Raw genomic sequence first — 22,851 nt, forward strand, 5'->3', positions numbered from 1 at the left:
CCTGTCGACCCTCCCTTCGCATCCGCCGCTTCGGCGGCGTCCAGGAGTTCGGCATGCATAACAACAATAACGGCTACCCCTCCAACCTTGCGGCCTGGACCACGGTGGCGATCCTCATGGTCGCCTATGTGCTGTCCTTCATCGACCGGCAGATCCTCAACCTGCTGGTCGGCCCGATCCGCCGCGACCTGGCCATCAGCGATACGGAAATGAGCCTGCTGATGGGCTTGTCCTTCGCCCTGTTCTACACCCTTTGCGGTATCCCGCTCGGACGCATGGCCGACAACCGCAGCCGGCGCGGTCTGATCCTGTTCGGCGTGCTGGTGTGGAGCGCGATGACCGCGGCCTGCGGTCTGGCGCGCAGCTATTGGCAATTCCTCACCTTCCGGGTCGGCGTCGGGGTCGGCGAGGCGGCGCTGTCGCCAGCGGCCTATTCGCTGATCGCCGACAGCTTCCCGCGCGAGCGTCGGGCGACGGCGATCAGCGTCTACTCGATGGGCATCTACCTGGGCTCGGGGCTGGCCTTCCTGCTCGGCGGGCTGGTGATCAAGTTTGCCTCGGCCCAGGGTGACGTGCATCTGCCGCTGTTCGGCGAGGTGCGCCCGTGGCAACTGATCTTCCTCATCCTCGGCGCCGCCGGCGTGCTCTTCTGCCTGTTGCTGCTGGCGATCCGCGAGCCGGCCCGGCGCGGAGTCGGCGCAGGCGTGGCGGTGCCGCTGGGCGAGGTCGGCGCCTACCTGCGGGCCAACCGCAAGACCGTGCTCTGCCACAACTTCGGTTTCGCCTGCCTGTCCTTCGCCGGCTACGGCAGCGGCGCCTGGGTGCCGACCTTCTTCGTCCGCACCCACGGCTGGGACGCCGGTCATGTCGGAGTGGTGTACGGCAGCATCGTCGCGGTGTTCGGCTGTCTCGGCATCGTCTTCGGCGGGCGCCTGGCCGACTACTGGGCGAAGCGCGGGCGCAGCGACGCGAACATGCGCGTCGGGCTGCTCGCCGCCTGGGCGGTGATTCCCTTCACCCTGGTCTATCCGCTGCTGGACAACGCCAATTGGGCGGCGGCGCTGATGGCGCCGACGGTGTTCTTCCTGAGCATGCCGTTCGGCGTGGCCCCGGCGGCGATCCAGGAGATCATGCCCAACTCGATGCGCGGCCAGGCCTCGGCGATCTACCTGTTCGTGGTCACCCTGTTCGGTCTCGGCGTGGGCCCGACGGCGGTGGCGCTGGTCACCGATTTCGTCTTCGCCGACGACATGGCGCTGCGCTACTCGCTGCTGCTGGTGACCCTGGCCGCGGTGCTTGGTGCGGTGGTCCTGCTGGGGATCGGCCTCAAGCCCTATCGCGCCAGCCTGGAGCACCTGAAGGACTGGAGCCTGCGACGGGAAGGCGAGGGCGGCGAGGATTGGAAGGCGTCCCGGCAGCCGGCCTGACTCAGTAGGTGAGGATCACCCGCACGGTATCGCTGTAGGTACCGGCGGGGACGTTGCCCTGGGCCGGGTTGACGATGGCCCGGTACGGCACGTTCTGCGCGGCGCCGCTACCGGTGCCTGCCTGGGTGTTGCTGGTGGTCCAGACCGTCGAGTCTCCCGGTTTGTAGAGGTTGTACTGGATCGCGTTGGCGCCGCTGAGCATTCGCCGCCAGCCGCCGCTGAAGTTGTTGCCGTTGTCGAAGCCGATGGTATAGGTGGCGTTCAGGGTGCAGCGCACGCCAATGTTCTGGTTCACCGCGGTGAAGGCCGAGACCAGCGCGGCGCTGCCGAAGCTGAGGTCCGGAGCGCTGTCGATGAAGCAGTCCTTGAGCACCGTCAGGGTAACGTTGACGCTGCTGCTGGCGGTGCCGTCGTCGTATACGCAGACTGGGCCGATGCCCGCCGCGCACAGGTGCCAGGCCCAGTTCAGGCCGATGGTATCGGTATAGGTGCCGGCCGGCAGGGTCACCCCGGTGGCGGTGCGCAGGTACAGCGGCAGGCTGCCGTCGGTGGCGTTGAACAGGCCGAGGATGCCGAGGAAGGTGGTGCTGCTCCAGCGTACCGTCGAGCCGACGTTGTAGACGGTGCCGCAGCCGTTGTCCTTGCAGATACTGTAGGGCAGGTAGGTGCCGCTGGCGGCGTTGTACAGCCGCGGCGTGGTGCCCAGCGGATTGGCGGTGCTGGCGATGGTCGCGTCGATGGTGTTGGTGCTGAGGATCGACAACAGGCTGCCGGTGCACTTGAAGCCGGTGGTGCCGGTGATGGTCTGGGCGGTGCTGGCCACGGTGAACGAGCTCAGGCTGCCGAAATTGCCGGTGCCGGAGCTGGTGGTGCAGGCGGCGAGCAGCAACGGGCTGGCGCAGAGCGTAGCGAAGCCGAGCAGGCAGGCGGACGTGGAGTGGCGGCTCATGGCGTATCTCCGATCGGGGCCGAGCAGGTCAGCGGGCCGACCTGGCTGACGGTGGGTTTGCGCGTGTCCAGGCGGAAGCGTGCCTGGCAGGCCCGGCCGTCGGGGCGGACCACGCGTAGCTGGTTGTCGCTTTGCAATCCTTCGAAATAGACCTGGCCGTCCCAGCCGACGCTGGCGCGCTGGCCGCTGCCGGTTTCTTCGGCCTGGCTGCCCAGCGGCAGCGGTTCGCCGCGCTCGTCCACCAGGCTGATGCTGGCGGCGACTACGGCACGGATCGGGAAATCCAGCAGCAGGCCGCTGCCCTGGCGTACCGCCACGCGCTGCTCGACTTCGGGCGCGCTGACGTTGGCCGGAAGGTCCAGCGGCTCGATCTGGAACTTCGCCGGGTAGTAGGCCGCGACCCAGGGCACCAGCAGGTGGCCGTTGTCGTCGGTGCTGCCCATCAGTTGGTTCTCGTAGCGGATCGGCACCTGTGGATAACCCTTGGTGCTGACCAGGACGAAGGCGTCGTTGATCCGGTTGCTGGCGAACACGGCGTTGTCCATCCATACCAGCGAGCCGCTGAGATCGGCCCAGCGCGTGTAGTTGCCGGTCTCGCCATAAAGGCCGCCCTGCAGTTGCACGTTCTGCATGCGCCAGGTCAGGTCGGCCTGCTGGTAGCGGCTGGCGCCGCCGCCATAGCCGAGGTTCCAGCCGAGGCCGCCCTGGCTCGGCGTGGAGCGGCTCCAGATCACCCGCTCGCTGTAGCGCCGGTCGCTGTCGCGGGTGACGCCGATGTTCAGCAGGCCGTTGATGTCGAAGGGAATCACCAGTTGCATCAGCGCGCTGTAGCCGTCGCCGTCGAGATCCTTGTTCAGCGCCAGGTAGAAGCTGCTGCGGCTGCCGATCGGGCGGCTGTAGGAGAGGTTGGCCAGGCGCGTGCGGCTGCCGTCGCGGGCGCGGATGTCGAAGTAGCCGGTACCGATGGTGCCCTGCTCGTCGAAGGTCAGGCTGGCGGTAGCCTGGTCGGTGCGCCGGCTCAACTGGTACTCGCCGTCCAGGGTGCCGAGGTCGCCATAGCCGGCGCTGCGCTCGATGTGTTGCAGGCTGAGGCCGAGCCGTCGCGAATAGTAGGAGTAGCCGAGCAGGTATTGCTGGCCGCTGTCGCCCTGGCCGTCGCTGCCGCTGGCCGCCAGGCTGAGGGTGCCGAAGGTGGCCACGGCGATGTCGCCGCCGATGCCGAGCAGGCGCAGGTCGCTGGCGGCCTCGGCGTGGGTGGAGAGGGTCAGGCGGTCGCTGACGCCGTAGCGGTAGATGCCGCTGGCGGCGTTGTCGGCATAGGAGAAGTTGCGCAGGCCGTAGTCGTCGCGCAGGCGCCCGACGGACAGGTCGAAATCGCTCAGGCCGCGCGCCAGCAGGGTGTTGGATACGTAGAACGGCAGGCTGGTCACCACTTGTCGACCCTGGGCGTCGGTGGTCACCACCGTGGCTTCGCCGGCTCCGTTGATGTACGGCACGTTGCTGATGGCGAAGGGACCGGGTTGCAGGTCGGCGCTGCTGGCCTTGTAGCCGTTGATGAACAGGTCGACGGTGCTGGGTACGGCGGCCTGGCCGTCGAAGCGCAGCAGCGGATAGGTGACCAGGTCCGGACGTACGCCGAAGTTGCGGGCGAAGCGAAAGCCGCCCATGCGTACCGGGGTGGTCCAGTTCAGCGCGCCGTTGACGTAGTCGCCCAGTTGGTAGCTGTGCATGTTGCGTTCGTCGTTGTACAGCCAGTAGGTGTCGTAGCGCAGGTAGCGGCTGTCGAGGTTGTCGGCGTCGCCGAAATAGCGGGTGTAGACGCCGGTGTTGGAGATCACCCCGAAGCCGTCGAACAGGCGTTGCTCGAGCAGCGCGGAAAGCCAGGGCGTGGCGCCGTCGGCGGGGTCCGAGTAGTACAGGTCGTAGTTGAACAGCGCGCCGAGGCTGCTGCGCGCCGGGGCGCGGGCGACCAGTCCGGGATCGTCGAAGCGCTGCTCCGGCAGCCAGTCCGGCGGCACTTGCAGGTGCAGTTGCTGGCTGGCGCTGTCATAGTCCGCCCGGACCTCGGGCAGGGCGTCCACCGCGACCTGTCCGGCGGGGTTGCCAGGCAGGCGCACGCCGGCTTCGCGCAGGGCCGCGGCGTCGAGCAGGTAATGGCCATCGGCGGCGTTGACCGGCACCACCTGGCCGCTGTCGCGGCCGTTGATCACCAGTTCCAGGTAGTAGAGGGCGTTGCCGCCGCCGGACGGAGCGGGTTGCGGCGGCGGCAGTCCGGCCAGGTAGTCCGCCGCATGGACAGGGGAGAGCAGCGCCAGGCCGATCAGTAGCGAGCGGTGGCGGCGAGAGCGCCGCTGACACGGGCGAGGCACGGGACCGACGTCCGCCTCAGTACCCGGGAACGCTGATCGGCGCGTCGTTGTCCGCCAGTTGCAGTTTCAGGGTCATGCCGGCGTCCGGCAGCAGCCCCGGCGGCAGCGGCCAGCGCATCTGCCGGCCGGGCAGCACGTAGCCGAGCAGGCCGTCCAGCAGCGCCAGGCTGCGGCCGTTGCCCTCCCAGCGGACATGGCTGAGGCGGGCGTGCACGCTACCCTCGTTGCGCACCTGCAGGTAACGCTTGCCCTGTTCCTCGACCAGCCGCCAGGCCAGTTTCGGCCGGGTCGCGTCGGCCGGGTCGCGCTCGACATCGCTACGCGGCTGGGTCCAGACGCCGTCGGCGCTGACGAACAGCGGTACCGAATAGCGCATCTGGAACTGCAGGGCGAGACCGGGGCTTCGTTGCGTCTGCCCCGCGTCGCCGTCGGGCACTTCGTCGATCAGCACCCGGTAGGCGTCCTCCGGCGTGCTGGGCTGGCCGCCCTGGCGGATCAGCCGGACCAGTTGCCGGCGGCCCGGCTCGACCTTGACGAAGGGCGGGCTGGGAATCACTGCCTGCTGGTTGCGATAGACGTCCTGGAAATCCGCCTGGGACCAGCCGAGCACGCGCACCTGCAGGGTCACCGGTTGCTTGCCGCGATTCTCCAGCCACAGCGCCGTGGCCGGCTGGTCGGCTTCGATGGCCGGGTTGATCGGCCAGATCAGCACCGCACTGGCGGCCTGTGCCGGGCCGCCCAGGAGCAGCGCCAGCAGCGCCGCAAGCCAGCGGCCGGGGCGGAGAGGTAGGTGTGGACTGGGCATGTGATCCTCCATGACGGCTCAGAACGAAAGGGTGACGGTGACGGTATCGCGGTAGTTGCCGGCGGACGGCAGGTTGCCGACCGCGAACAGGCGCGCGTATACCGTGTAGGTCTGGGTGCTGGCGGGAAAGTTGGCGATGGTCCGCGCGAGTGCCCCGTTGCCCCAGACCTGGGAGTAGGCGGCATCCTGGTAGAGCTGGTAGGCGAGGGTCTCGTTGCCGCTCACCCGCTTCAGGTAGCGCTGGCTGCTGCTGCCGCCATTGACCCCGTAGTCGAGGGCGACGGAGACGGTCATTCCCGGAGTGCAGGTCAGGACGATGGAGCCGGCCCCGGAGCTGCTGGCGACGTTAACCGGACTGGCCAGGTTGCCGAGGGTGCCGAAGCTCAGGGTGCCGAGGTCATAGGCGTTGTCGCTGATGGCGGTGCCGAAGGCGCAGCCGTTGGCGACCACCGCCTGGACCTGGAAGGCGCGGCTGATCGGCGATGGATCGGCATGCGCGACCAGGCTCGGCAGCGGGAGCAGGAGAAGCGGCAGGAATAGACGCCGGCTGGACATCGGCATCACCAGCTGATGGTCACGTTGACGGTGTCGCGGTAGGTCCCGGCGACCGGCGTGGTCTGTGCCGGCACCAGGCCGTAGATGGGATACCACTGGTCGTTGCCGTTGCCGGTGGCGGCAACGCCGGTGGTGTTGTCCCAGACGATGCCGCCGGGGCGGTCGCTGTACAGGTTGTAGGTCAGGGTGAGGGCGGTGTTGGCGATGTTCGCCATGCGCCGCGTGGCGACGCTGCCGTAGAGCCCGCCGTCGAGCGTGATCGCATAGGTCTGGCCGCTGACGCACTTGACCCGGATGGAGCCTGCGCCTTGCTGGCTGGTGGCGCTGATGGCGTTGTTCAGGGAGGCGTACTGGCCGAAGTCGAGGGTGCCGAAGGTGATCGCGCCACCGCTGCCGACGCTACCCGCTTCGCAGGCCGGGAGCAGCGTGGCGCTCAGGACGATGGTGGCGGTCTGCGCGTTTGCCGGGTTGCAGCCGAGCAGGCAGAGCAGTCCTCCGGCGAGGTAGCGGTTCAAGCTCATCGGTCCCCCCAGGACCATGCTGCCCGGCGCCGCGCCTGGCGGCGCGTCTTACCAGGCGATGGTGACCAGCAGGGTGTCGGTGTAGGTCCCCGCCGTCGGCGTGGGCGTGCTTTGCCCGGTGGGCACCACGCGGCCGTAGAGGGGGATGTTGACTGCGGTGCCGGTGGAGACCGAGGAAATGTCCACCGGTGTGTTGGCCTGGATCAGCGCGCTGCGCGCGGCGTCCGAATAGATGTTGTAGGCGATGGTGCTGCTGGTGGTGGTGGTGTTCTGCATGTAGCGCTGGCCGCCGCTGGCGTGCAGGCCTGCGTTCACCGTCAGGCTCGGGGTCAGGCCGGTGCTGCACTGGATCTGGATATTGCCGCTGGTGCCGACGGTCTGCGCGTCGACCACGTTGGTAAGGTCGGAATGGCTGCCGAAGTCCAGGGTTCCCCACTGGTTGATACCGCCGCTGACGCTGCCGTTGATGATGGTGCAGCCGGCACCGATGACCATCTGCACGCCGACCTGGCCGATCAGCGTACCGGCGGCCTGGGCGGTGCCCAGCAGGCTGGCGCAGGCACAGAACAACAAGACTGCCGGAGTGCGTTTATTCATCTCTAACTTCCTGTCGATAACGAATGTCGGTGGCGCAGGACGATGTTGGCGGATAAATAAAGTTCCCACGACTTTAAATGATCGGCCTTATATATCCGCCAAACTCGAAGTTCATGGCTGGCGACGCGCCGGGTGCGGCGCAGAGCGGCTCTGCCAGTCATGCTTGACTGGCTATATAGCAGCGCGAATAAGCCTCTGCCAGTTAGATGACGTGATTATTTGGAAAATACAGGGAAGTTTAATTACAAAGTAGTAAGCGATTGGCTACATGCTTTTGAAAATAACGTGGCGGGTGGAAAATGGACGGAACAGCGAAGTGTTCCGTCCGTTGTTTTCAGTGTGAATCCTTGTGTTGTTCGTCGAGCGCCTTGTTCTGCCAGCCGTCGTTGCCCGGCAGCAACAGGTTGAGGACGATGGCGACGATGGCGCACAGGGCGATGCCCTTCAGGCCGATGTCGTCGGGGCCGGTACCGCTGCCGATCAGCACGCCGCCGATGCCGAACACCAGGGTCACCGAGACGATCACCAGGTTGCGTGCTTCCGAGAGATCGACCTTGTGCCGGATCAGGGTGTTCATGCCGACCGAGGCGATGGTGCCGAACAGCAGGCAGAGGATGCCGCCCATCACCGGTACCGGGATGCTTTGCAGGATCGCGCCGAACTTGCCGACGAAGGCCAGGGTGATGGCGATCACCGCCGCCCAGGTCATGATCTTCGGGTTGTAGTTCTTGGTCAGCATCACTGCGCCGGTGACTTCCGCGTAGGTGGTGTTGGGCGGTCCGCCGAACAGGCCGGCAGCCGAGGTGGCCAGGCCGTCGCCGAGGAGAGTGCGGTGCAGGCCGGGCTTCTTCAGGTAGTCCTGGCCGGTGACGCCGCCCACCGCGATGACCCCGCCGATATGCTCGATGGCCGGGGCCAGGGCCACCGGGACGATGAACAGGATCGCCTGCCAGTTGAATTCCGGCGCGGTGAATTTCGGCAGTTCCAGCCAGGGTGCGGCGACGATCGCGGCGGTGTCGACCACGCCGAAGACGAACGACAGGGCGAAGCCGACCAGCACGCCGGCGATGATTGGCACCAGGCGGAAGATACCCTTGCCGAATACCGCCACCACCAGGGTGGTGAGCAGCGCCGGCATCGAGATCATCATCGCGGTGCGGTACGGCAGCAACTCGCTGCCGTCGCCGGCCTTGCCCATCGCCATGTTCGCCGCGATCGGCGCCATCGCCAGGCCGATCGAGATGATCACCGGGCCGATCACCACCGGCGGCAGCAGTTTATCGATGAAGCCGGTGCCCTTGATCTTCACCGCCAGGCCCATGAAGGTGTAGACGAAGCCGGCGGCGACTACCCCGCCCATGGTCGCGGCCAGGCCGAACTGGCCCTTGGCGAGGATGATCGGGGTGATGAAGGCGAAGCTGGAGGCGAGGAACACCGGTACCTGGCGCCCGGTCACCAATTGGAACAGCAGGGTCCCGAGGCCGGCGGTGAACAGCGCGACGTTGGGATCCAGACCGGTGATCAGCGGCATCAGCACCAGCGCGCCGAAGGCGACGAACAGCATCTGCGCGCCTGACAGCACCTGGCGCCAGAGCGGCTCCTGGAAGGCATCGCCCATGTTCAGGCTTCCTTCTGCTTGGTACCGAAGATCTTGTCGCCGGCGTCGCCCAGGCCCGGAATGATGTAGCCGTTCTCGTCGAGCTTCTCGTCGATCGAGGCGGTATAGATGATCACGTCCGGGTGGGCCTTGCGTACCGCCTCGATGCCCTCGGGGGCGGCGACCAGCACCATGGCGCGGATTTCCTTGCTGCCGGCCTTCTTCAGCAGGTCGATGGTGGCGACCATCGAGCCACCGGTGGCGAGCATCGGGTCGATGATCAGCGAGCGTCGCTCGGCGATGTCCGGCGCCAGTTTTTCCAGGTAGGTGCGTGCTTCCAGGGTCTCTTCGTTGCGGGCGACGCCGACCGCGCTGACCTTGGCGCCGGGAATCAGGCTGAGCACGCCGTCGAGCATGCCGATGCCGGCGCGCAGGATCGGCACCACGGTGATCTTCTTCCCGGAGATCTTCTCCACCGTCACCGGGCCGGCCCATCCGGGGATTTCGTACTGTTCCAGGGGCAGGTCCTTGGTCGCCTCGTAGGTCAGCAGGGCGCCGACTTCCTGGGCCAGTTCGCGGAAGTTCTTGGTGCTGATATCGGCGCGGCGCATCAGGCCCAGTTTGTGGCGGATGAGGGGGTGGCGGATCTCATGTACGGGCATGGGCGACTGTCTCCAACGGGGGCGGGCAAAAAAATTGCGCTAGCGTAATGCATTCCGCACAGTCTGGACCATTATTCTGATTCGCACTCGACCGCCGGGGGTTGCCCGATGGCGACCGGATGAGTACCTTTGCCGACTTTTTCTCAGCCCAGCCAGGGAGAAGCACCATGTCCGTCGATCTCGCGCACATCCGCCAAGTCAGGGCGGAAGCCGACTGCCTGTTCAACAACGACGAGGTCGAGGCAGCCATCGGTCGCGTCGCCGAGGCGATCAACCGCGATCTCGGCGAGACCAACCCGGTGGTCTTCTGCGTGATGAACGGCGGCCTGATCTTCTCCGGCAAGCTGCTCCCGCTGCTCGACTTCCCCCTCGAACTGTCCTATCTGCATGCGACCCGTTACCGCAACGAGACCTCCGGCGGCGAACTGTTCTGGAAGGCCAAGCCGGAAATCTCCTTCATCGACCGTGATGTGCTGATCATCGACGACATCCTCGACGAAGGGCACACCCTCTCGGCGATCATCGACTTCTGCAAGCATGCCGGCGCACGCGCGGTGCACACCGCCGTACTGGTGGACAAGGAACACGAGCGCAAGGCCCGGCCTGACCTCAAGGCCAGCTTCACTGGCCTCTACTGTGCCGACCGCTACGTGTTCGGCTACGGCATGGACTACAAGGGCTACTGGCGCAACGCCGCGGGCATCTTCGCGGTCAAGGGGCTCTGAGATGGCCGGACCGCGCTACCTCGACCAGCAATTGTTCGCCGAACTGGCGAGCGGGGCGGGTAATGCGCCGCGTGGTCGCCAGCATCACAACTTCCACCGCATGGAGGAGCCCTGCCATCGCATGGCGGTGGGCCTCCAGCCGAATACCTACATCCCGCCGCACCGGCACCTGGATGCGGGCAAGGCCGAGGCGCTGATCGTGCTCAAGGGCCGTCTCGGCCTGCTGGTCTTCGCCGAGGACGGGGAACTCCTCGACAAGCGCGAGTTGAGCGCCGCTGGGGACTGCCCCGGTGTCGACCTGCCGCCCGGGGTGTTCCATGCCCTGGTGGTGCTGGAGCCGGACAGCATCCTGTTCGAATGTAAGGCCGGGCCTTACCGCCCGCTTGGCGAAGGCGAGTTCGCCAGTTGGGCGCCTGCCGAAGGCAGCGCCGATGCGCCGGCCTACCGGGACTGGATGCGCGCCCAGTTCGCCTGAGCGCTTCGCTTCGGCGGCGGGTCGGCAGCCATGCTAGAGTGCCGGCTCGCCCTGTCCGGAGGTCCCGATGTTCGCCCGTAGCCTGTGCGGCTCCCTGCTCCTGTTCGTCAGTCTGGCCGGCCTGGCCGCCGAGAATCCCCCGATGCACGCGCGCTTCCTGCCGCCCGACGACGGCCAGTTGCGCCAGGAGGCGCCGGAGCAGCAGCAACTGATCCAGATCACCGAGTACAGCGTGGTGCTGGGCAACCAGCGGCAGTCCAACCAGCAGCCGATCCCGATCACCACGCCGACCCTGCTGCGCCTGAAGGGCAAACCGCTGAGCAAGGGCGCGACCCTGGCCCAGGTGCTGATCCAGTTCGACAGCGAAGGCAAGAGCCTGAAGAAGCCGGTCTACGATGCCGGGACCCGCACCCTCACGCTCAACTACCCGTTGGCGCAGTACCCGGCGTTGCTCGACCTGCTGCGCAACCAGACGGTCTATTGCCAGTTCCTCGCCTATCCCAACGGCCATGTCTGGGCGGACCTGCACACCGGCGCGGTACGCGCGCGTTGAGCCTCGCCGCGCGCCGGGAGTAAACTGCCTGGCCTTATCCCGCGCCGGGCGAGCCCGGCCCCAGAGCCGTTGAGAGAAAGCGATGCGCAAAGACAAGAAACAGATCATTGGCGAAGAGATCAGTGACGAGTCGATCAAGCTGTTCCTCGGCGTCGAGCCGGCCGACGACACCCCCCCCTCGCTGCACAAGCTGATCAAGGCCTATCGCGGTCTGCGCATCGACGACTTCGAGCGCTTCCTCACCTTCTTCCGCGAGGCCGGCTACGATCTCGACGCGCGCGACGCCAAGGGCAACGACTTCGTCGCCCTGGTCGCCGACCAGCGCCAAGCCGTGCCCTACATCGAAGCGCTGCAGGCGGCCAAGGGCGCCTGAGCCGGCCATGCAGCGAAAAGCCCGCCCTTCGGCGGGTTTTTTCGTTGCGCGGTCCGCTGAGTCACGCCCGTCGGAGAACGCCAGCGTCCGAATGGCGGCTGGTGGTGGCAAGGGTCGATAGACGCCGCGCGGGCCCCGCCGCGGTCGCGGATCGCCAGGGCGGCGGGGAAGGGCGAATGGCCAGGACTGCGTTATTCGCTCTGCGAGAGGCTGCCTGTCGGCTGCTGCTTTTCTACACTCACAGGAAAAACAGCCTGCCGAGGTTCCCATGTACGTCCAGCCCTACGTCTGCTTCAACGGCCGTTGCGAAGAGGCCCTGCGTTTCTATGAACACGCCATCGGTGCCAGGGTGAGTTTCCTGTTCCGTTTCGACGAGGCGCCCGGTCCGGTGGTGGTGCCCGAAGGCTGGTGCGACAAGGTGATGCACGCCAACCTGCAGATCGGCGACAGCCAGATCATGGCCTCGGACGGGCACGGGCCGGCGTTGCAGCCGATCTCCGGGATTTCCCTTTCACTGAATACCCGCGACCCGCAGCAGGCGCGGCGCTGCTATGACGCCTTGCTGGAGGACGGCGGGCGGGTCGAGCTGGAGTTGGGCAAGACCTTCTGGTCGCCCTGTTTCGGTACCCTGGTGGACCGTTTCGGGGTGTCCTGGATGATCAATTGCGAGGCCGGCGCCTGACTCCACAAATGAAAAAGCCGCCCGAAGGCGGCTTGTTCCATAGCGCGCGGCTCACTCGGCGTTGACCGGGGCCTGCACGTCGTTCTTCGCGGTCAGTTCCAGCACCTCGCTGCAACGGCTGCTGACGCTGCGGTACAGCTCGGCGTCGCTTTCCAGCTCTTTCTCGCGAGCCGGGAAGATTTCCTTCAGCTTGGCGCTCCACTCCGGCGAGCGGGCCTGCTCCGGGAAGCAGCGCTCGATCAGGCCGAGCATGATCGAGACGGTCACCGAGGCGCCCGGCGAGGCGCCCAGCAGGGCGGCGATGGAGCCGTCGTGGGCGGCCACCAGCTCGGTGCCGAACTGCAGGATGCCGCCTTTCTTCGGATCCTTCTTGATGATCTGCACGCGCTGGCCGGCGACTTCCAGGCGCCAGTCCTCGGCCCTGGCTTCGGGGTAGAACTTGCGCAGGGCTTCCAGGCGCTGTTCCGGCGACTGCATGACCTGGCCGATCAGGTAGCGGGTCAGGTCCATGTTGTCGCGGGCCACCGAGAGCATCGGCAGGATGTTGCCCGGGCGTACCGACAGCGGCAGGTCGAGGAACGAGCCATGGCGCAGGAACTTGGTGGAGAAACCGGCATAGGGGCCGAACAGCAGGGATTTCTTGCCGTCCACCACACGGGTGTCCAGGTGCGGCACGGACATCGGCGGCGAGCCGACCTCGGCCTGGCTGTAGACCTTGGCCTGGTGCTGCTTGACGATTTCCGGGTTGTCGCAGCGCAGCCACTGGCCGCTCACCGGGAAACCACCGAAGCCCTTGCCTTCCGGGATGCCGGAAAGTTGCAGGAGCGGCAGGGCGCCGCCGCCGGCGCCGAGGAAGACGAAGCGTGCCTGGATCTCGCGGTCGCCGCCGTTGCGGGTGTCCTTGACGGTGACCCGCCAGCCGTTATCGGCGCGGCGCAGGTGGGTGACCTTCTGGTTGTAGCGGATCTGCGCGCCCGGCTGTTGCGCCAGGTGTTGCAGGAGCTGGTTGGTCAGGGCGCCGAAGTTGACGTCGGTACCGCCCTCGACGCGGGTCGCGGCGATCGCTTCGTCGGCCGGACGACCCGGCATCATCAGCGGCATCCACTCGGCGAGGGTGGCCTTGTCCTCGGAGTAGACCATGGTCTCGAAAGCGTGGTGCTTCGTCAGCGATTCGAAGCGCTTCTTCAGGTAGGCGATGCCTTCGCTGCCGCGCACGAAGCTCAGATGCGGTACCGGGTTGATGAAGGTCTTCGGCGAGCCGAAGGTGCCCTTGGCGACCAGGTGCGACCAGAACTGCTTCGACACCTCGAACATGGTGTTGATGCCCACGGCTTTCTTGATGTCGATGCTGCCGTCGGCCGACTGCGGGGTGTAGTTCAGCTCGCACAGGCCGGCGTGGCCGGTGCCCGCGTTGTTCCACGGGTTGGAGCTTTCGATCGCGCCGGACTCCTGGAGTTCGACGACTTCCATCTTCAGGTTGGGGTCGAGTTCCTTGAGCAGGACCGCCAGGGTCGCGCTCATGATGCCGGCGCCTACCAGCAGCATGTCGACTGTTTCGTGATCGTTTTGCGCCATTAACGCTTCTCCAAAATCTTCAGCACCAAATTGACGACAGACGGGGCGGGGCCGAGGCCGGTACGGGCCGGCAGGCAGCGGCGGAGGGAGCCGTCATGTCCGATTCTTCGCAACAACGGCGGGACGCCGGGCGTCATCGCCTATGGATGCCGGGCGCGGGGCTGGCGATCTGGCAGCCTGGCTGGCCCATGCGGGCATCCGGTCGTGCAAGCACATTCGCGACGGAACGGGCCGTCAGGCTCTGGTCATGAGGTATCCGCTGCGGTCGCGTCTGCGGGGGGCTGTTTCAAGCGCTAATGGCGCACTTACCGACGCAAAACTCTTCATTGCTCGCCACACTCTCGTGAAGTAGTGAAATACCTTCGATCCACGCTCTTTTGGAGACATGGGCCGGAAGGGCTCGTCTGTCGCGGGCATGCCTTCGCAGAATCGTGCGGGGTCATGCGGCATTCCTTGCCGAAAAACTCGCTACAGGCGTTTCAGGGCGTCTGCCTCATGGGGCAGCGCTCTACTGGCGGCTCTCTGTGGGGGGATGGCGCGGGGGCCGGAACCCGATCAGGAGGCGTCCTTATAATCGGGGGGCGATTATAACGGTGAAAATCAAAAAATACCCCGCTCCTTAGACTTTTTTCCCATTCCCGGTCACGAAGTGCCCGCCGGCGAAAGCCCCCTGGGACAATCCGCCGCGCCGTATCTGCCAAACGCCGGGCATGCGTGCCCTGCGCCACCTGCCACAGGCGAGGAACCGCGCCCCGTGGCGAACGTCCAAGGCAATGCTGCGGTGCCTTCGCGGCGCCGTTATACTGCCGGCCATTCGTGCCCAACCCATGGAGAGATGAGCATGCTGCATCGCCTGTTGCTCAGCCTGATGACCGCAAGCGCCCTGGTTCTCGGCGGCTGCGCCCTGAGCCCGCAACAACTGGACCCGCAACCGGTCCTTAAAGGACCGTTGACCGCCGTCGGCCATGGCCAGCCGGTGGTGGTCAAGGTGGTCGATGGCCGTCCCGGCCCGTCCCTGGGCACTCGCGGCGGCCTCTACGCCGATACCAGCACCCTGACCGTCCGTAGCGAGGACGTGGTGCCCAAGCTCCAGGCCCAGGCCGAGACGGCCGTGCGCCTGCTCGGCTACACGCCTTCGGCCAACGCCTACAACGCGCCGCAACTGACCCTGACCCTGGCCGAGCTGAAGTACCAGTCGCCGAAGGACGGCGTCTACGTCACCCAGGCCGACATCACCGCGACCTTCCGCGCCGACGTGCAGAACAGCAGCCGGCGCTACACCGGTCGCTACGGCGCCTCGCTGAACCAGCGCTTCGGCATGGCGCCGAACCAGGCGACCAACAGCAAGCTGGTCAGCGAGGTGCTCAGCGACGCCCTGACCCGCGTATTCAAGGACCCGACCATCGCTCAGACCCTCGGCCAGCAATGAGCCGGCGGTAACGAGAAAGCCCGGCGGATGCCGGGCTTTTTCATGCGCTCGGGAAACTCAGGCGGCCTGGTGGAACGGGTCCGGCTCGCCGATGCTGATGCGTTCGTCGGTCTCAGGCAGGTCGAGGTGTTCATGGCCGCAGGCGGTGCAGTACACCAGCCAGCGGTCGTCCTGGACATTGAAGGAAAGATCGACGATCACGGCCTCGATCTCGTCCAGGTGGTCGATCAGATAGTTATGTTCGTGGGGTGCGGTTTCCAGCATGACGACTCTCCTGTGTTGTCGTTTGCCTGGGTGGGGTTCTGTGACCGGCAAAGCACTTTCAGACTAGTCGGTCACTCTGGCGAGGCCGCGCCTTTTTTAGACGGATTGCTGCTAACCGCTGCGCTTCGTCGCGACAACCCGGGTGCCGCTGGCCGTCGCTCATGCATTCTGGATAGAATTCGACCAGTCCTTCCCCGCCGTCCCCGACGGTCCGTCCTGTCATCAGCTCACCCAAGGCGTTATTCGGTAGCCCCGGCGTGTGGTCCTGTTGCGGAGGTTATCGATGTCCTTGCAAGCCTTGTGGGCGCTGTTCCTCGCCCATCCCGCCCAGGCCATGAACGGCCTTGCGCTGTTCTTCGGTGTCGCCGGCGCCTGGCTGCTGCTGGCCACCCGCGCACGCGAGCGTCGCGCCCTGGCGCGCTGGGCCGCGGAGGGCGAGGCGGGGGAGGCGGCATTGCCGATGGACGAGGCGACCCTGCGGATCAACCTGTTCTTCTACCGATTCGGCACCGCCTGCCTGGGCCTGGCGCTGCTGGTCAGCTGGGCCAGCACGCGGCTCTGAGAGCCCTGCTCGGCGAGCCGAACCGCACGCGGATAAGCGTATCGCGGTTATCCGTCCATCGCCTGCGGGTTCGAAGCCGTTGTCCGATGGAGAAGCCCGGCGGCGCCGGGCTTTCGTCTTCAGGATTGCTGCTTGATCCGGTATTGGTTGAGCACCGGGTTGGCGTATTGCAGCACCAGCCAGGGGCGCTGCTCGGCCGGGCATTGCTCCAGGCGGCGGTTCCATTCCTTGCGCGCCTTCTCCAGCTCCTCGCTGCCGAACAGGCTCTCGGCCGTGGGGACGGCGAGGCCCGGGTCGCGGTTCTCGCTCATCTCGTAGGCCAGGTAGTGCACCGGGAACAGACGGTAGTTGCCGAGGATCTGCCGGTCCAGTTCGGCGGCCAGCTGCTTGGCGTCGCTGAACTCGCCCTCCAGCTCGGCGCCGAAGTTGATGTGCACGCGGCCCTTGTAGCCGGTGATGCCCAGGGCGATGCTGGCATCGTCCTCGCCCGGCGCCTTGCGGTACTCGCCGGTGCTGGCGCGGGTGTGCAACTCGCGGGCCTTGGCCAGATCGCAGGGGTCGTATTCGTAGCTGATCGACACCGGGATGAAATGCAGGGCGCGCACCATTTCGGCGAAGGGTTCGTCCTTGCGGCTCATGTGGAACATCTTGAGGATCGCCGAGTCGGTACGGTCGTCGCCGTCCTTGGCCCGCCCTTCGGCCTGGGCGATCCACACCGACTGGCGGTCCTCGCGGATCGAGTGGTTGATGTAGGCGGAGAGCGTCTGGTAGGCGGCGAGCTTCTCGCGCCGGCCGCTCAGCGAACGGTGCACGATGAAGCTCTTGTTCAGGCGCATCAGGTCGCTGACGAAGGATTTCTGCAGCAGGTTGTCGCCGATGGCGATGCGCGGGGTCGGCAGGCCGGCGTGGTACACGGCGTAGTTGACGAAGGCCGGGTCCATCACGATATCGCGGTGGTTGGCGATGAACAGGTAGGCGCAGCCTGGCTTGAGGCGATTGACCCCGGAGTAGGTGACGCCATCGGTGGCCTTCTCGATGGTGTGGTCGACGTAGGGCTCGAACTTGTCCTGCAGCGTGGCGACGCTGCGGATGCCGGTGACCTCGCGGGCCAGGCGATGGGCTATAAGAGGTTTGAGCAGCCAACCGAGGGGACCGGCCAGGCGCGGGAAGCGGTAGCGGACCAGGGCGCCGAGGAAGGCGTCGTCGCTCAGGAGGCGTTGCAATACCGCGGGGACTTCGGCGTCACTGTAGGGTCGGATGGCTTCGAACTCGCCCATCATGCTTTCTGGTTCCATATGGATGCTGCGAAGGCCGCCCAAGGGGGTGGCCGAAAATTGAACCGCGCGATTATAAACGGAACTCATAGGGGGTGCAGCGATGCTCGAAAGCCAGGCCTATAGCTGCCCTTACTGCGGGGAACCGGCCGAGGCGCTGCTCGACCTGAGCGCCGGCGACCAGCAGTACTACGAGGACTGCCCGGTGTGCTGCCGGCCGATCCTGTTCGACCTGCGCACCGATGGGCAGGACTGGTCACTGAACGTCCGCCGGGAGGATGACTGATGCAGCGCGTATATGAGCCGGCCGACCTGCTGGAGGCCGAGATGCTGGTGGGAATGCTCGCCAGCGAAGGGATCGCCGCCCATGTCAGCGGCCGCCACCTGGTCGGCGCCATCGGCGAACTGCCGCCTGGCGGACTGCTGGCGTTGTTGGTGGCGGACGGGCAGACGGAGCGGGCGCGAGAACTGATCCTCGCCTACAACGCCGCCGCCCCGTTGGCCGAGGAGCCGCCGGAGCCCTGCGGCCCCGGCAGCCTGTTGTGTTGAGGCGGCCGCCGCTCAGTCGGCCGCCAGTTCGAAGACCTGCCAGCGCACCGAGCTGACGCCCTTCTCCAGGCTGACCCGGCTGACCAGGCGTTCCAGCTGCGCCGGAGCTTCGGGGGTGCCGAGCAGTTCGGCGCGGACTTCCAGCTTGGCCGGGTTGTCCAGATCCTCGCTGTGCAGCGATTGCAGGCGCAGGTCGCTGCTGCCGAGGCTGTGCAGCATCAGGCTGCGAACCTGGATCTCGTCCTCGGCGCGGCAGACGATCTGCACTTCGTAGCGTTGCTCGGCCTCGCTGGCCGGCAACACGTCCTGGCGGTTCAGGCGTTGGGCGATGTCGCGCAACAGGATGTTGGCGCAGAGCACCACCAGGCTGCCGAGCGTGGCCTCCAGCAGCAGGCCCATGCTGCACAGGACGCCGATGGCGGCGGTGCACCAGAGGGTGGCTGCGGTGTTCAGGCCGCGCACGTTGAGGCCGTCGCGCATGATCACGCCGCCGCCGAGGAAGCCGATCCCGGAGACTACATAGGCGGCGATCCGTGAAGCGTCGCCGGCCAGGCCGGGCACGCCCTGGGTCATCAGCACGAACAGGCAGGCGCCAGTGCTGACCAGCGCGTTGGTGCGCAGGCCGGTGAGGCGTTGGCGCAGCTGGCGTTCGGCGCCGATCAGGGCGCCCAGGACCAGCGCGACCGCGACGCGCAGGAGAAATACTTTCCAATCCATGTTTCACCTCGTTGCCGGCCGACGGCCGGAGCTGGCGCGGGCCGACGGTCCGCGCGGATAAGGGACGATGGATTGCGCAGGACCGCGGCTTCCCGCTGCGCGGTTGGCGCGAGGGAAGGGACACGAAGGGAAAATGGGGATGCGTCATCCCGGACGGGATGCGGATCGCCACTGTCCGCCATGTTCGGCGAGGCAGTGGCAGAGGGTTCTGCTGGACTAGCTCGCCGGATGGACCTGTCGCAATCGACTAGGGCTGTTGTCCAATGCAGGACTCCTGTGTGGGTTACAGAATGCGGGCGGCACCTTAAGCCTGGAGGATAGGCGCGTCAAGTTAAGATTGGGTTTCATTCAGCTTGCGTTCGGCAAGGCCAGTGTGGCGCTTCGGGTTACACTGTGCGGCTTTCCCTCACCAGGCAGTGCCAAGCATGAGTGGTCGTTACGCCCTGTTCCGCTGGAATCCGTCGCTGGCGGCCCTGCCGGGCTTTCCGGCGGATTGGCGGGCGCAGTGGAACATTTCTCCGGCGAACCAGGTGCTGATGGTTCGCGAGGACGCCGGTGCGCGCCGCGCCGACCTGGCGCGCTGGGGGCTGACCCCGGCCTGGCTCACCGACCTGTCGCGTACGCCCAGCCACGCACGGGCGGAAACCCTCGCCGAGCAACCGATGTTCCGCGAGGCGTTCCAGCAGCGCCGCTGCCTGCTGCCGGCCAACGGCTTCTATGAATGGCGCGGGGTGCGCAAGCGTCCGTACTGGGTCTCCACCGGCGAGCGCCTGTTGTTCTTCGCCGGCATCTGGGAGGCCTATCCGGTGCATGGACAAACCTGGCTCAGCGTGGCCCAGGTATCCCAGGCGGCCGCCGAGTTCCGCCGGCCGCTGCTGCTCGACGAGGCCGAGCAGGATACCTGGCTGGCTCCGGACACGCCGCTGCCGGCGCTGATAAGCCTGCTCGCCAAGCCCCAGCCGAACCTGCGCAGCGTGGCCCTGGCCGGCTTCGTCAACAAGCCTGAAACCGACGGGCCGGAGTGCCTGACCCCGGCCTGACGCTAGACCCTGAACTGATTCACCAGGCGCCGCTGCTGCTCGGCCAGGCGGGTCAGCTCGGCGCTGGCCTGCGAGGCCTCGTCGGCGCCGCCGGCCACCTGGTTGGCGACCTGGCCGATGTTGGCGACGTTGCGGTTGATGTCCTCGGCCACCGCGCTCTGCTCCTCGGCGGCGCTGGCGATCTGGGTGTTCATGTCGTTGATCACCGATACCGCCTGGGTGATCGATTCCAGCGCCTCGGCCGCCTGGCGCGCATGGCGCACGCTGTCGTCGGTGCGCTCCTGGCTGTCCTGCATGACTTTCACCACGTCGCGGGTGCCCTGCTGCAACTGCTGGATCATGCTCTGGATTTCTTCGGTGGCCTGCTGGGTCTTCTGCGCCAGGTTGCGTACCTCGTCGGCCACCACCGCGAAACCGCGACCCTGCTCGCCGGCGCGGGCGGCCTCGATGGCGGCGTTGAGGGCGAGCAGGTTGGTCTGCTCGGCGATACCGCGGATCGCCACCAGGATCGCGTTGATGTTTTCGCTGTCCTTGGCCAGGTTCTGCACCACTCCGACCGCGCGGCCAATCTCGCTGGCCAGGGCCTGGATCGCCGCCGAGCTGCTTTCGACGATCTGCTTGCCCTGATGCGCGGCCTGGTCCGCGTGGTTGGCTGCCTCGGCGGCGTGGGTGGCGTTGCGCGCCACGTCCTGGGCGGTGGCGGTCATCTCGTGGACCGCGGTGGCCACCAGTTCGATCTCCGCCAGTTGCTGCTGCACGCCCTGGTTGGTGCGGATGGCGATGTCGGCGGTGTGCTCCGAGGAGTCGCTGACCTTCTGCACCGATTGCACCACCTGGCCGATCATGTTCTGCAGTTTGCCAAGGAAGGTATTGAAGCCCTTGGCGATGGAGCCCAGCTCGTCGGCGCGCTCGCTGCTCAGGCGGCGGGTGAGGTCGCCTTCGCCCTGGGCGATGTCGTCGAGCATGCCGACCAATTGGCGCAGCGGCCGGGCGATGCCGTAGCCGACCAGCCAGACCACCAGCAGGCCGAGGGCCGCTACCACCAGGCCGGCCAGGCTCATGCCGAGGATATCCTGCTGGCGCTGGTCGCTCAGCTCGCCCTGGAGTTGCTGCAGTTCGCCGAATACCGCCGCCTGGGGAATCTGCAGCATGAGGGTCCAGCGCACGCCGCTGTCGGCGATGGTGAAAGGCAGGAACAGCTCGATGTGGCCGTGCTCGGCGTCGATGTCGTAGAGCGGCTGGTCGACCGTGAGGTTCTTCAGGTTGTCCACTTCGTTGCCGTCGAGGACGCTGCCGGCGGGCTCGCCGAGCTTGCTGTCGTCGCGGGTGTAGGCCACCAGGCGGCCGTTGCTGGCGATCAGCGCCATTTCCCCGGCGCCATCGTAGAGCTGCTGGTCGGCGCGCTTGAGCAGGTCCTGGATGAAGGCCAGCGAGAGGTCGGCACCGACTGCGCCGCGGAACTGGTCACCGACCATGATCGGCACGTTGAAGGACGACATCATCACGGTCTTGCCGCCCATTTCGTAAGGGGCCGGGTCGATGATGCAGGGACGCTTGTTCTCTTTCGGACAGGCATAGAACTCGTTCTCGCGCACCCCGGTGGGCAGCAGCTTTTCGCTATCGATGCTGTCGGCCATGGCCTCCACGATCGGCTTGCCGTCGGCGCCGCGATACCACCAGGGCAGGTAGCGGCCGTCCGGGCCGTAGCCCTTGCCGGGTTGCCCGGCGAAGGCGGCATCGGTATCGAAGGCATTGGGTTCCCAGGCCATGAAGGTGTCGAGCAGCTTGGGGTTGTTCTGCACGGTGCTGCGCAGCAGCGCGGAGATTTCGTCGCGGCTGGCGTTCAGCTGCGGCATGCCGTCGGCGCCCGGCTCGCCGAGCAGGCGGGTGCTGTTGGCCAGGCCGTGGACCACCGTCAGCGGATACTCCAGCTCGCGCTGGATCTGGCTGACCTGGGCGCGGGCCAGGGCCACCAGGCGCTCGTTGATGACCTTCTCCAACAGGCCCTGGGTGCGTTGCTGCACCAGCTCCTGCGTTCGCGCGCCGGCGAACAGGGCGTACAGCACCAGCACCACGACGACGCTTAGAACGCTGGCGCCGGCGAGGGCGGCGACAGAAAACTGGATCGACTTGAGCTTCATGATGGGACTTCTGACCCTTGTTGGAATTGTCTCTGAGGAGCTTATCGGCAGGAGGACGGCAAATCCTTAATCGGCCGTCGGAGATTTCCTCGCCAACGGCTGTTGCCGGCGTTCGAGGCGCGGCCTACCATGCGCTCGGCCTTCAGAGGAGAACAAAGGACCATGGCTCATCCCTTCCGATTCGCCACCCTCGCCGGCGCGCTGCTGCTCGCCGGTTGCCAGGCAGTGAACACCACCAGTGGCGGCGCCGTCGGCGTCGACCGCAAGCAATACATGTTCAGCATGTTGTCCAGCCAGGAAGTCGACCAGATGTACGCCCAGTCGTACCAGAAGACTCTCGGCGAGGCGAAAAGCGCTGGCGTGCTCGATACCAGCAGCGCCGACGCGCGGCGAGTCAAGGCGATCGCCCAGCGGCTGATCCCGCAGACCGCCGCCTTCCGCCCGGACGCCACCGGCTGGAACTGGGAAGTCAATGTGGTGAAGAGCGACGAGCTCAACGCCAACTGCGGTCCCGGCGGCAAGATCATTTTCTACACCGGGCTGATCGACAAGCTGAAGCTCACCGACGACGAGATAGCCGCGGTGATGGGCCACGAGATCGCCCACGCCCTGCGCGAGCATGGGCGCGAGGCCATGTCCAAGGCCTACGGCGTGCAGGTGGCCAGCCAGATCGGCGCCCTGGCCGGCCTCGGCCAGGAAAGCCTGCAACTGGCCAATACCGGCGTCGACTACCTGATGACCCTGCCCAACAGTCGTGCCAACGAGAACGAAGCCGACCTGATCGGTCTCGAGCTGGCCGCCCGCGCCGGCTACAACCCGGAAGCGGCGATCACCCTCTGGCAGAAGATGGGCAGGGCCAGCGGCGGCGCCAGCCAGCCCGAGTTCACCAGCACCCACCCCTCCGACAGTTCGCGGATGGCCAATCTCCAGGCCGCGATTCCCAAGGTGATGCCGCTGTACCAGCAGGCCAGGCGCGGCAAGTGAGGCCAGGGCGCGCGGTCGCGGGGGGC

Annotated in this window: 25 protein-coding genes; 12 read left to right on the forward strand and 13 right to left on the reverse strand. The window is 66.6% G+C overall.

The genetic code is table 11. From position 1 onward, the window contains the following. The first annotated feature begins 53 nt into the window (after positions 1–53). Positions 54–1,427: a spinster family MFS transporter gene (locus tag FHW81_RS29735; RefSeq protein ID WP_003099328.1), complete on the forward strand. Its 1,374-nt coding sequence runs from the start codon at positions 54–56 to the stop codon at positions 1,425–1,427. A gap of 1 nt (position 1,428) precedes the next feature. Here FHW81_RS29735 and FHW81_RS29740 read toward each other — a convergent pair whose 3' ends face one another. The 8 genes from FHW81_RS29740 to upp all read right to left on the reverse strand — a co-directional run bounded on the left by FHW81_RS29740 (position 1,429) and on the right by upp (position 9,482). Beyond that, the gene (locus tag FHW81_RS29740) at positions 1,429–2,376 is read right to left on the reverse strand and encodes a Csu type fimbrial protein (RefSeq protein ID WP_003099330.1); all 948 of its coding nucleotides are present in this window, start codon (positions 2,374–2,376) and stop codon (positions 1,429–1,431) included. Beyond that, the gene (locus FHW81_RS29745; RefSeq protein ID WP_023090863.1) at positions 2,373–4,745 is read right to left on the reverse strand and encodes a fimbria/pilus outer membrane usher protein; all 2,373 of its coding nucleotides are present in this window, start codon (positions 4,743–4,745) and stop codon (positions 2,373–2,375) included. Before FHW81_RS29745 ends, FHW81_RS29740 begins: the two co-directional genes overlap by 4 nt. 16 nt (positions 4,746–4,761) lie before the next feature. Continuing rightward, on the reverse strand, positions 4,762–5,550 hold the full coding sequence (locus FHW81_RS29750) for a fimbrial biogenesis chaperone (protein ID WP_023090862.1): 789 nt from the start codon (positions 5,548–5,550) through the stop codon (positions 4,762–4,764). Between the two features lie 18 nt (positions 5,551–5,568). Then, complete coding sequence (locus FHW81_RS29755) at positions 5,569–6,111, reverse strand: Csu type fimbrial protein (RefSeq protein WP_023090861.1); 543 nt, start codon at positions 6,109–6,111, stop codon at positions 5,569–5,571. Then, positions 6,111–6,644, reverse strand: coding sequence for a Csu type fimbrial protein (locus FHW81_RS29760; protein WP_003123421.1), 534 nt, complete (start codon positions 6,642–6,644; stop codon positions 6,111–6,113). Before FHW81_RS29760 ends, FHW81_RS29755 begins: the two co-directional genes overlap by 1 nt. Before the next feature lie 30 nt (positions 6,645–6,674). After that, on the reverse strand, positions 6,675–7,223 hold the full coding sequence (locus tag FHW81_RS29765; protein WP_003117437.1) for a Csu type fimbrial protein: 549 nt from the start codon (positions 7,221–7,223) through the stop codon (positions 6,675–6,677). A 334-nt stretch (positions 7,224–7,557) separates the two neighbouring features. Then, positions 7,558–8,841: a uracil-xanthine permease family protein gene (locus tag FHW81_RS29770; protein ID WP_003094970.1), complete on the reverse strand. Its 1,284-nt coding sequence runs from the start codon at positions 8,839–8,841 to the stop codon at positions 7,558–7,560. Between the two features lie 2 nt (positions 8,842–8,843). Continuing rightward, a complete protein-coding gene (gene upp / locus FHW81_RS29775; protein WP_003094968.1) occupies positions 8,844–9,482 on the reverse strand; it encodes a uracil phosphoribosyltransferase in 639 nt (212 codons plus the stop codon). A 167-nt stretch (positions 9,483–9,649) separates the two neighbouring features. On the opposite strand from upp, the gene FHW81_RS29780 reads away from it, so the two are divergent. From FHW81_RS29780 to FHW81_RS29800, 5 genes are all read left to right on the forward strand, one after another. Beyond that, positions 9,650–10,207, forward strand: coding sequence for a hypoxanthine-guanine phosphoribosyltransferase (locus tag FHW81_RS29780; protein ID WP_003099341.1), 558 nt, complete (start codon positions 9,650–9,652; stop codon positions 10,205–10,207). 1 nt (position 10,208) lies between these two features. After that, entirely contained in the window at positions 10,209–10,682 is a 474-nt protein-coding gene (locus FHW81_RS29785) for a WbuC family cupin fold metalloprotein (protein WP_003094965.1), read from the forward strand. Positions 10,683–10,749: 67 nt separating this feature from the next. Then, the gene (locus tag FHW81_RS29790; RefSeq protein WP_003094962.1) at positions 10,750–11,235 is read left to right on the forward strand and encodes a hypothetical protein; all 486 of its coding nucleotides are present in this window, start codon (positions 10,750–10,752) and stop codon (positions 11,233–11,235) included. 82 nt (positions 11,236–11,317) lie between these two features. Further along, positions 11,318–11,608 (forward strand): PA4642 family protein, encoded by a 291-nt coding sequence (locus FHW81_RS29795; protein ID WP_003099343.1) that lies wholly within the window; start codon positions 11,318–11,320, stop codon positions 11,606–11,608. A gap of 268 nt (positions 11,609–11,876) precedes the next feature. Next, a complete protein-coding gene (locus FHW81_RS29800) occupies positions 11,877–12,290 on the forward strand; it encodes a VOC family protein (protein WP_003094957.1) in 414 nt (137 codons plus the stop codon). A 51-nt stretch (positions 12,291–12,341) separates the two neighbouring features. Here the strand turns inward: FHW81_RS29800 and mqo are convergent, their stop codons facing one another. Further along, positions 12,342–13,865 (reverse strand): malate dehydrogenase (quinone), encoded by a 1,524-nt coding sequence (mqo, locus tag FHW81_RS29805; RefSeq protein ID WP_003099345.1) that lies wholly within the window; start codon positions 13,863–13,865, stop codon positions 12,342–12,344. A gap of 841 nt (positions 13,866–14,706) precedes the next feature. Here mqo and FHW81_RS29810 point away from each other — a divergent pair. Next, a complete protein-coding gene (locus FHW81_RS29810) occupies positions 14,707–15,294 on the forward strand; it encodes a YajG family lipoprotein (protein ID WP_003094953.1) in 588 nt (195 codons plus the stop codon). Positions 15,295–15,351: 57 nt separating this feature from the next. Here FHW81_RS29810 and FHW81_RS29815 read toward each other — a convergent pair whose 3' ends face one another. After that, positions 15,352–15,558, reverse strand: a complete 207-nt coding sequence (locus FHW81_RS29815; protein ID WP_003094951.1) for a hypothetical protein — start codon at positions 15,556–15,558, stop codon at positions 15,352–15,354. Between the two features lie 283 nt (positions 15,559–15,841). Between FHW81_RS29815 and FHW81_RS29820 the strand changes: the two genes are divergently transcribed. Beyond that, the gene (locus FHW81_RS29820; RefSeq protein WP_003146038.1) at positions 15,842–16,120 is read left to right on the forward strand and encodes a hypothetical protein; all 279 of its coding nucleotides are present in this window, start codon (positions 15,842–15,844) and stop codon (positions 16,118–16,120) included. A 119-nt stretch (positions 16,121–16,239) separates the two neighbouring features. Here the strand turns inward: FHW81_RS29820 and FHW81_RS29825 are convergent, their stop codons facing one another. Then, positions 16,240–17,400 carry a 1-acyl-sn-glycerol-3-phosphate acyltransferase gene (locus FHW81_RS29825; RefSeq protein ID WP_003099351.1) on the reverse strand — a complete coding sequence of 387 codons (1,161 nt, stop codon included), beginning with the start codon at positions 17,398–17,400 and terminating at the stop codon, positions 16,240–16,242. Between the two features lie 97 nt (positions 17,401–17,497). On the opposite strand from FHW81_RS29825, the gene FHW81_RS29830 reads away from it, so the two are divergent. Together FHW81_RS29830 and FHW81_RS29835 are read left to right on the forward strand one after the other, a co-directional pair. Continuing rightward, positions 17,498–17,680: a CPXCG motif-containing cysteine-rich protein gene (locus FHW81_RS29830; RefSeq protein ID WP_003094945.1), complete on the forward strand. Its 183-nt coding sequence runs from the start codon at positions 17,498–17,500 to the stop codon at positions 17,678–17,680. Then, positions 17,680–17,943 (forward strand): putative signal transducing protein, encoded by a 264-nt coding sequence (locus tag FHW81_RS29835; RefSeq protein ID WP_009875815.1) that lies wholly within the window; start codon positions 17,680–17,682, stop codon positions 17,941–17,943. The genes FHW81_RS29830 and FHW81_RS29835 overlap by 1 nt, the downstream gene beginning before the upstream one ends. 12 nt (positions 17,944–17,955) lie before the next feature. On the opposite strand, the gene FHW81_RS29840 is transcribed toward FHW81_RS29835, so the two are convergent. Next, complete coding sequence (locus FHW81_RS29840; protein ID WP_003094941.1) at positions 17,956–18,660, reverse strand: MgtC/SapB family protein; 705 nt, start codon at positions 18,658–18,660, stop codon at positions 17,956–17,958. A 425-nt stretch (positions 18,661–19,085) separates the two neighbouring features. Here FHW81_RS29840 and FHW81_RS29845 point away from each other — a divergent pair, with 425 nt between their 5' ends. Further along, positions 19,086–19,700 carry an SOS response-associated peptidase gene (locus FHW81_RS29845; protein ID WP_003114707.1) on the forward strand — a complete coding sequence of 205 codons (615 nt, stop codon included), beginning with the start codon at positions 19,086–19,088 and terminating at the stop codon, positions 19,698–19,700. Between the two features lie 2 nt (positions 19,701–19,702). On the opposite strand, the gene FHW81_RS29850 is transcribed toward FHW81_RS29845, so the two are convergent. After that, complete coding sequence (locus FHW81_RS29850; protein ID WP_003099358.1) at positions 19,703–21,841, reverse strand: methyl-accepting chemotaxis protein; 2,139 nt, start codon at positions 21,839–21,841, stop codon at positions 19,703–19,705. A gap of 162 nt (positions 21,842–22,003) precedes the next feature. Here FHW81_RS29850 and FHW81_RS29855 point away from each other — a divergent pair, with 162 nt between their 5' ends. Beyond that, positions 22,004–22,825, forward strand: coding sequence for a M48 family metallopeptidase (locus FHW81_RS29855; protein WP_003099360.1), 822 nt, complete (start codon positions 22,004–22,006; stop codon positions 22,823–22,825). Positions 22,826–22,851: the final 26 nt, after the last annotated feature.

The organism is Pseudomonas sp. RC10-4-2 (assembly GCF_050433085.1).
GTDB classification, from domain to species: Bacteria; Pseudomonadota; Gammaproteobacteria; order Pseudomonadales; family Pseudomonadaceae; genus Pseudomonas; species Pseudomonas aeruginosa.

Bases quoted from the DNA above. Each gene is read 5' to 3' on its own strand.
- FHW81_RS29790 (WP_003094962.1), top strand. From the start codon at position 10,750: ATGTTCGCCCGTAGCCTGTGCGGCTCCCTGCTCCTGTTCGTCAGTCTG.
- FHW81_RS29810 (WP_003094953.1), top strand. From the start codon at position 14,707: ATGCTGCATCGCCTGTTGCTCAGCCTGATGACCGCAAGCGCCCTGGTT.
- upp (WP_003094968.1), bottom strand. From the start codon at position 9,482: ATGCCCGTACATGAGATCCGCCACCCCCTCATCCGCCACAAACTGGGC.
- FHW81_RS29850 (WP_003099358.1), bottom strand. From the start codon at position 21,841: ATGAAGCTCAAGTCGATCCAGTTTTCTGTCGCCGCCCTCGCCGGCGCC.
- FHW81_RS29785 (WP_003094965.1), top strand. From the start codon at position 10,209: ATGGCCGGACCGCGCTACCTCGACCAGCAATTGTTCGCCGAACTGGCG.
- FHW81_RS29755 (WP_023090861.1), bottom strand. From the start codon at position 6,111: ATGCCGATGTCCAGCCGGCGTCTATTCCTGCCGCTTCTCCTGCTCCCG.
- FHW81_RS29795 (WP_003099343.1), top strand. From the start codon at position 11,318: ATGCGCAAAGACAAGAAACAGATCATTGGCGAAGAGATCAGTGACGAG.
- FHW81_RS29750 (WP_023090862.1), bottom strand. From the start codon at position 5,550: ATGCCCAGTCCACACCTACCTCTCCGCCCCGGCCGCTGGCTTGCGGCG.
- FHW81_RS29800 (WP_003094957.1), top strand. From the start codon at position 11,877: ATGTACGTCCAGCCCTACGTCTGCTTCAACGGCCGTTGCGAAGAGGCC.
- FHW81_RS29855 (WP_003099360.1), top strand. From the start codon at position 22,004: ATGGCTCATCCCTTCCGATTCGCCACCCTCGCCGGCGCGCTGCTGCTC.
- FHW81_RS29840 (WP_003094941.1), bottom strand. From the start codon at position 18,660: ATGGATTGGAAAGTATTTCTCCTGCGCGTCGCGGTCGCGCTGGTCCTG.
- FHW81_RS29825 (WP_003099351.1), bottom strand. From the start codon at position 17,400: ATGATGGGCGAGTTCGAAGCCATCCGACCCTACAGTGACGCCGAAGTC.
- FHW81_RS29820 (WP_003146038.1), top strand. From the start codon at position 15,842: ATGTCCTTGCAAGCCTTGTGGGCGCTGTTCCTCGCCCATCCCGCCCAG.
- FHW81_RS29770 (WP_003094970.1), bottom strand. From the start codon at position 8,841: ATGGGCGATGCCTTCCAGGAGCCGCTCTGGCGCCAGGTGCTGTCAGGC.
- FHW81_RS29835 (WP_009875815.1), top strand. From the start codon at position 17,680: ATGCAGCGCGTATATGAGCCGGCCGACCTGCTGGAGGCCGAGATGCTG.
- mqo (WP_003099345.1), bottom strand. From the start codon at position 13,865: ATGGCGCAAAACGATCACGAAACAGTCGACATGCTGCTGGTAGGCGCC.
- FHW81_RS29765 (WP_003117437.1), bottom strand. From the start codon at position 7,223: ATGAATAAACGCACTCCGGCAGTCTTGTTGTTCTGTGCCTGCGCCAGC.
- FHW81_RS29760 (WP_003123421.1), bottom strand. From the start codon at position 6,644: ATGGTCCTGGGGGGACCGATGAGCTTGAACCGCTACCTCGCCGGAGGA.
- FHW81_RS29830 (WP_003094945.1), top strand. From the start codon at position 17,498: ATGCTCGAAAGCCAGGCCTATAGCTGCCCTTACTGCGGGGAACCGGCC.
- FHW81_RS29780 (WP_003099341.1), top strand. From the start codon at position 9,650: ATGTCCGTCGATCTCGCGCACATCCGCCAAGTCAGGGCGGAAGCCGAC.
- FHW81_RS29735 (WP_003099328.1), top strand. From the start codon at position 54: ATGCATAACAACAATAACGGCTACCCCTCCAACCTTGCGGCCTGGACC.
- FHW81_RS29815 (WP_003094951.1), bottom strand. From the start codon at position 15,558: ATGCTGGAAACCGCACCCCACGAACATAACTATCTGATCGACCACCTG.
- FHW81_RS29845 (WP_003114707.1), top strand. From the start codon at position 19,086: ATGAGTGGTCGTTACGCCCTGTTCCGCTGGAATCCGTCGCTGGCGGCC.
- FHW81_RS29740 (WP_003099330.1), bottom strand. From the start codon at position 2,376: ATGAGCCGCCACTCCACGTCCGCCTGCCTGCTCGGCTTCGCTACGCTC.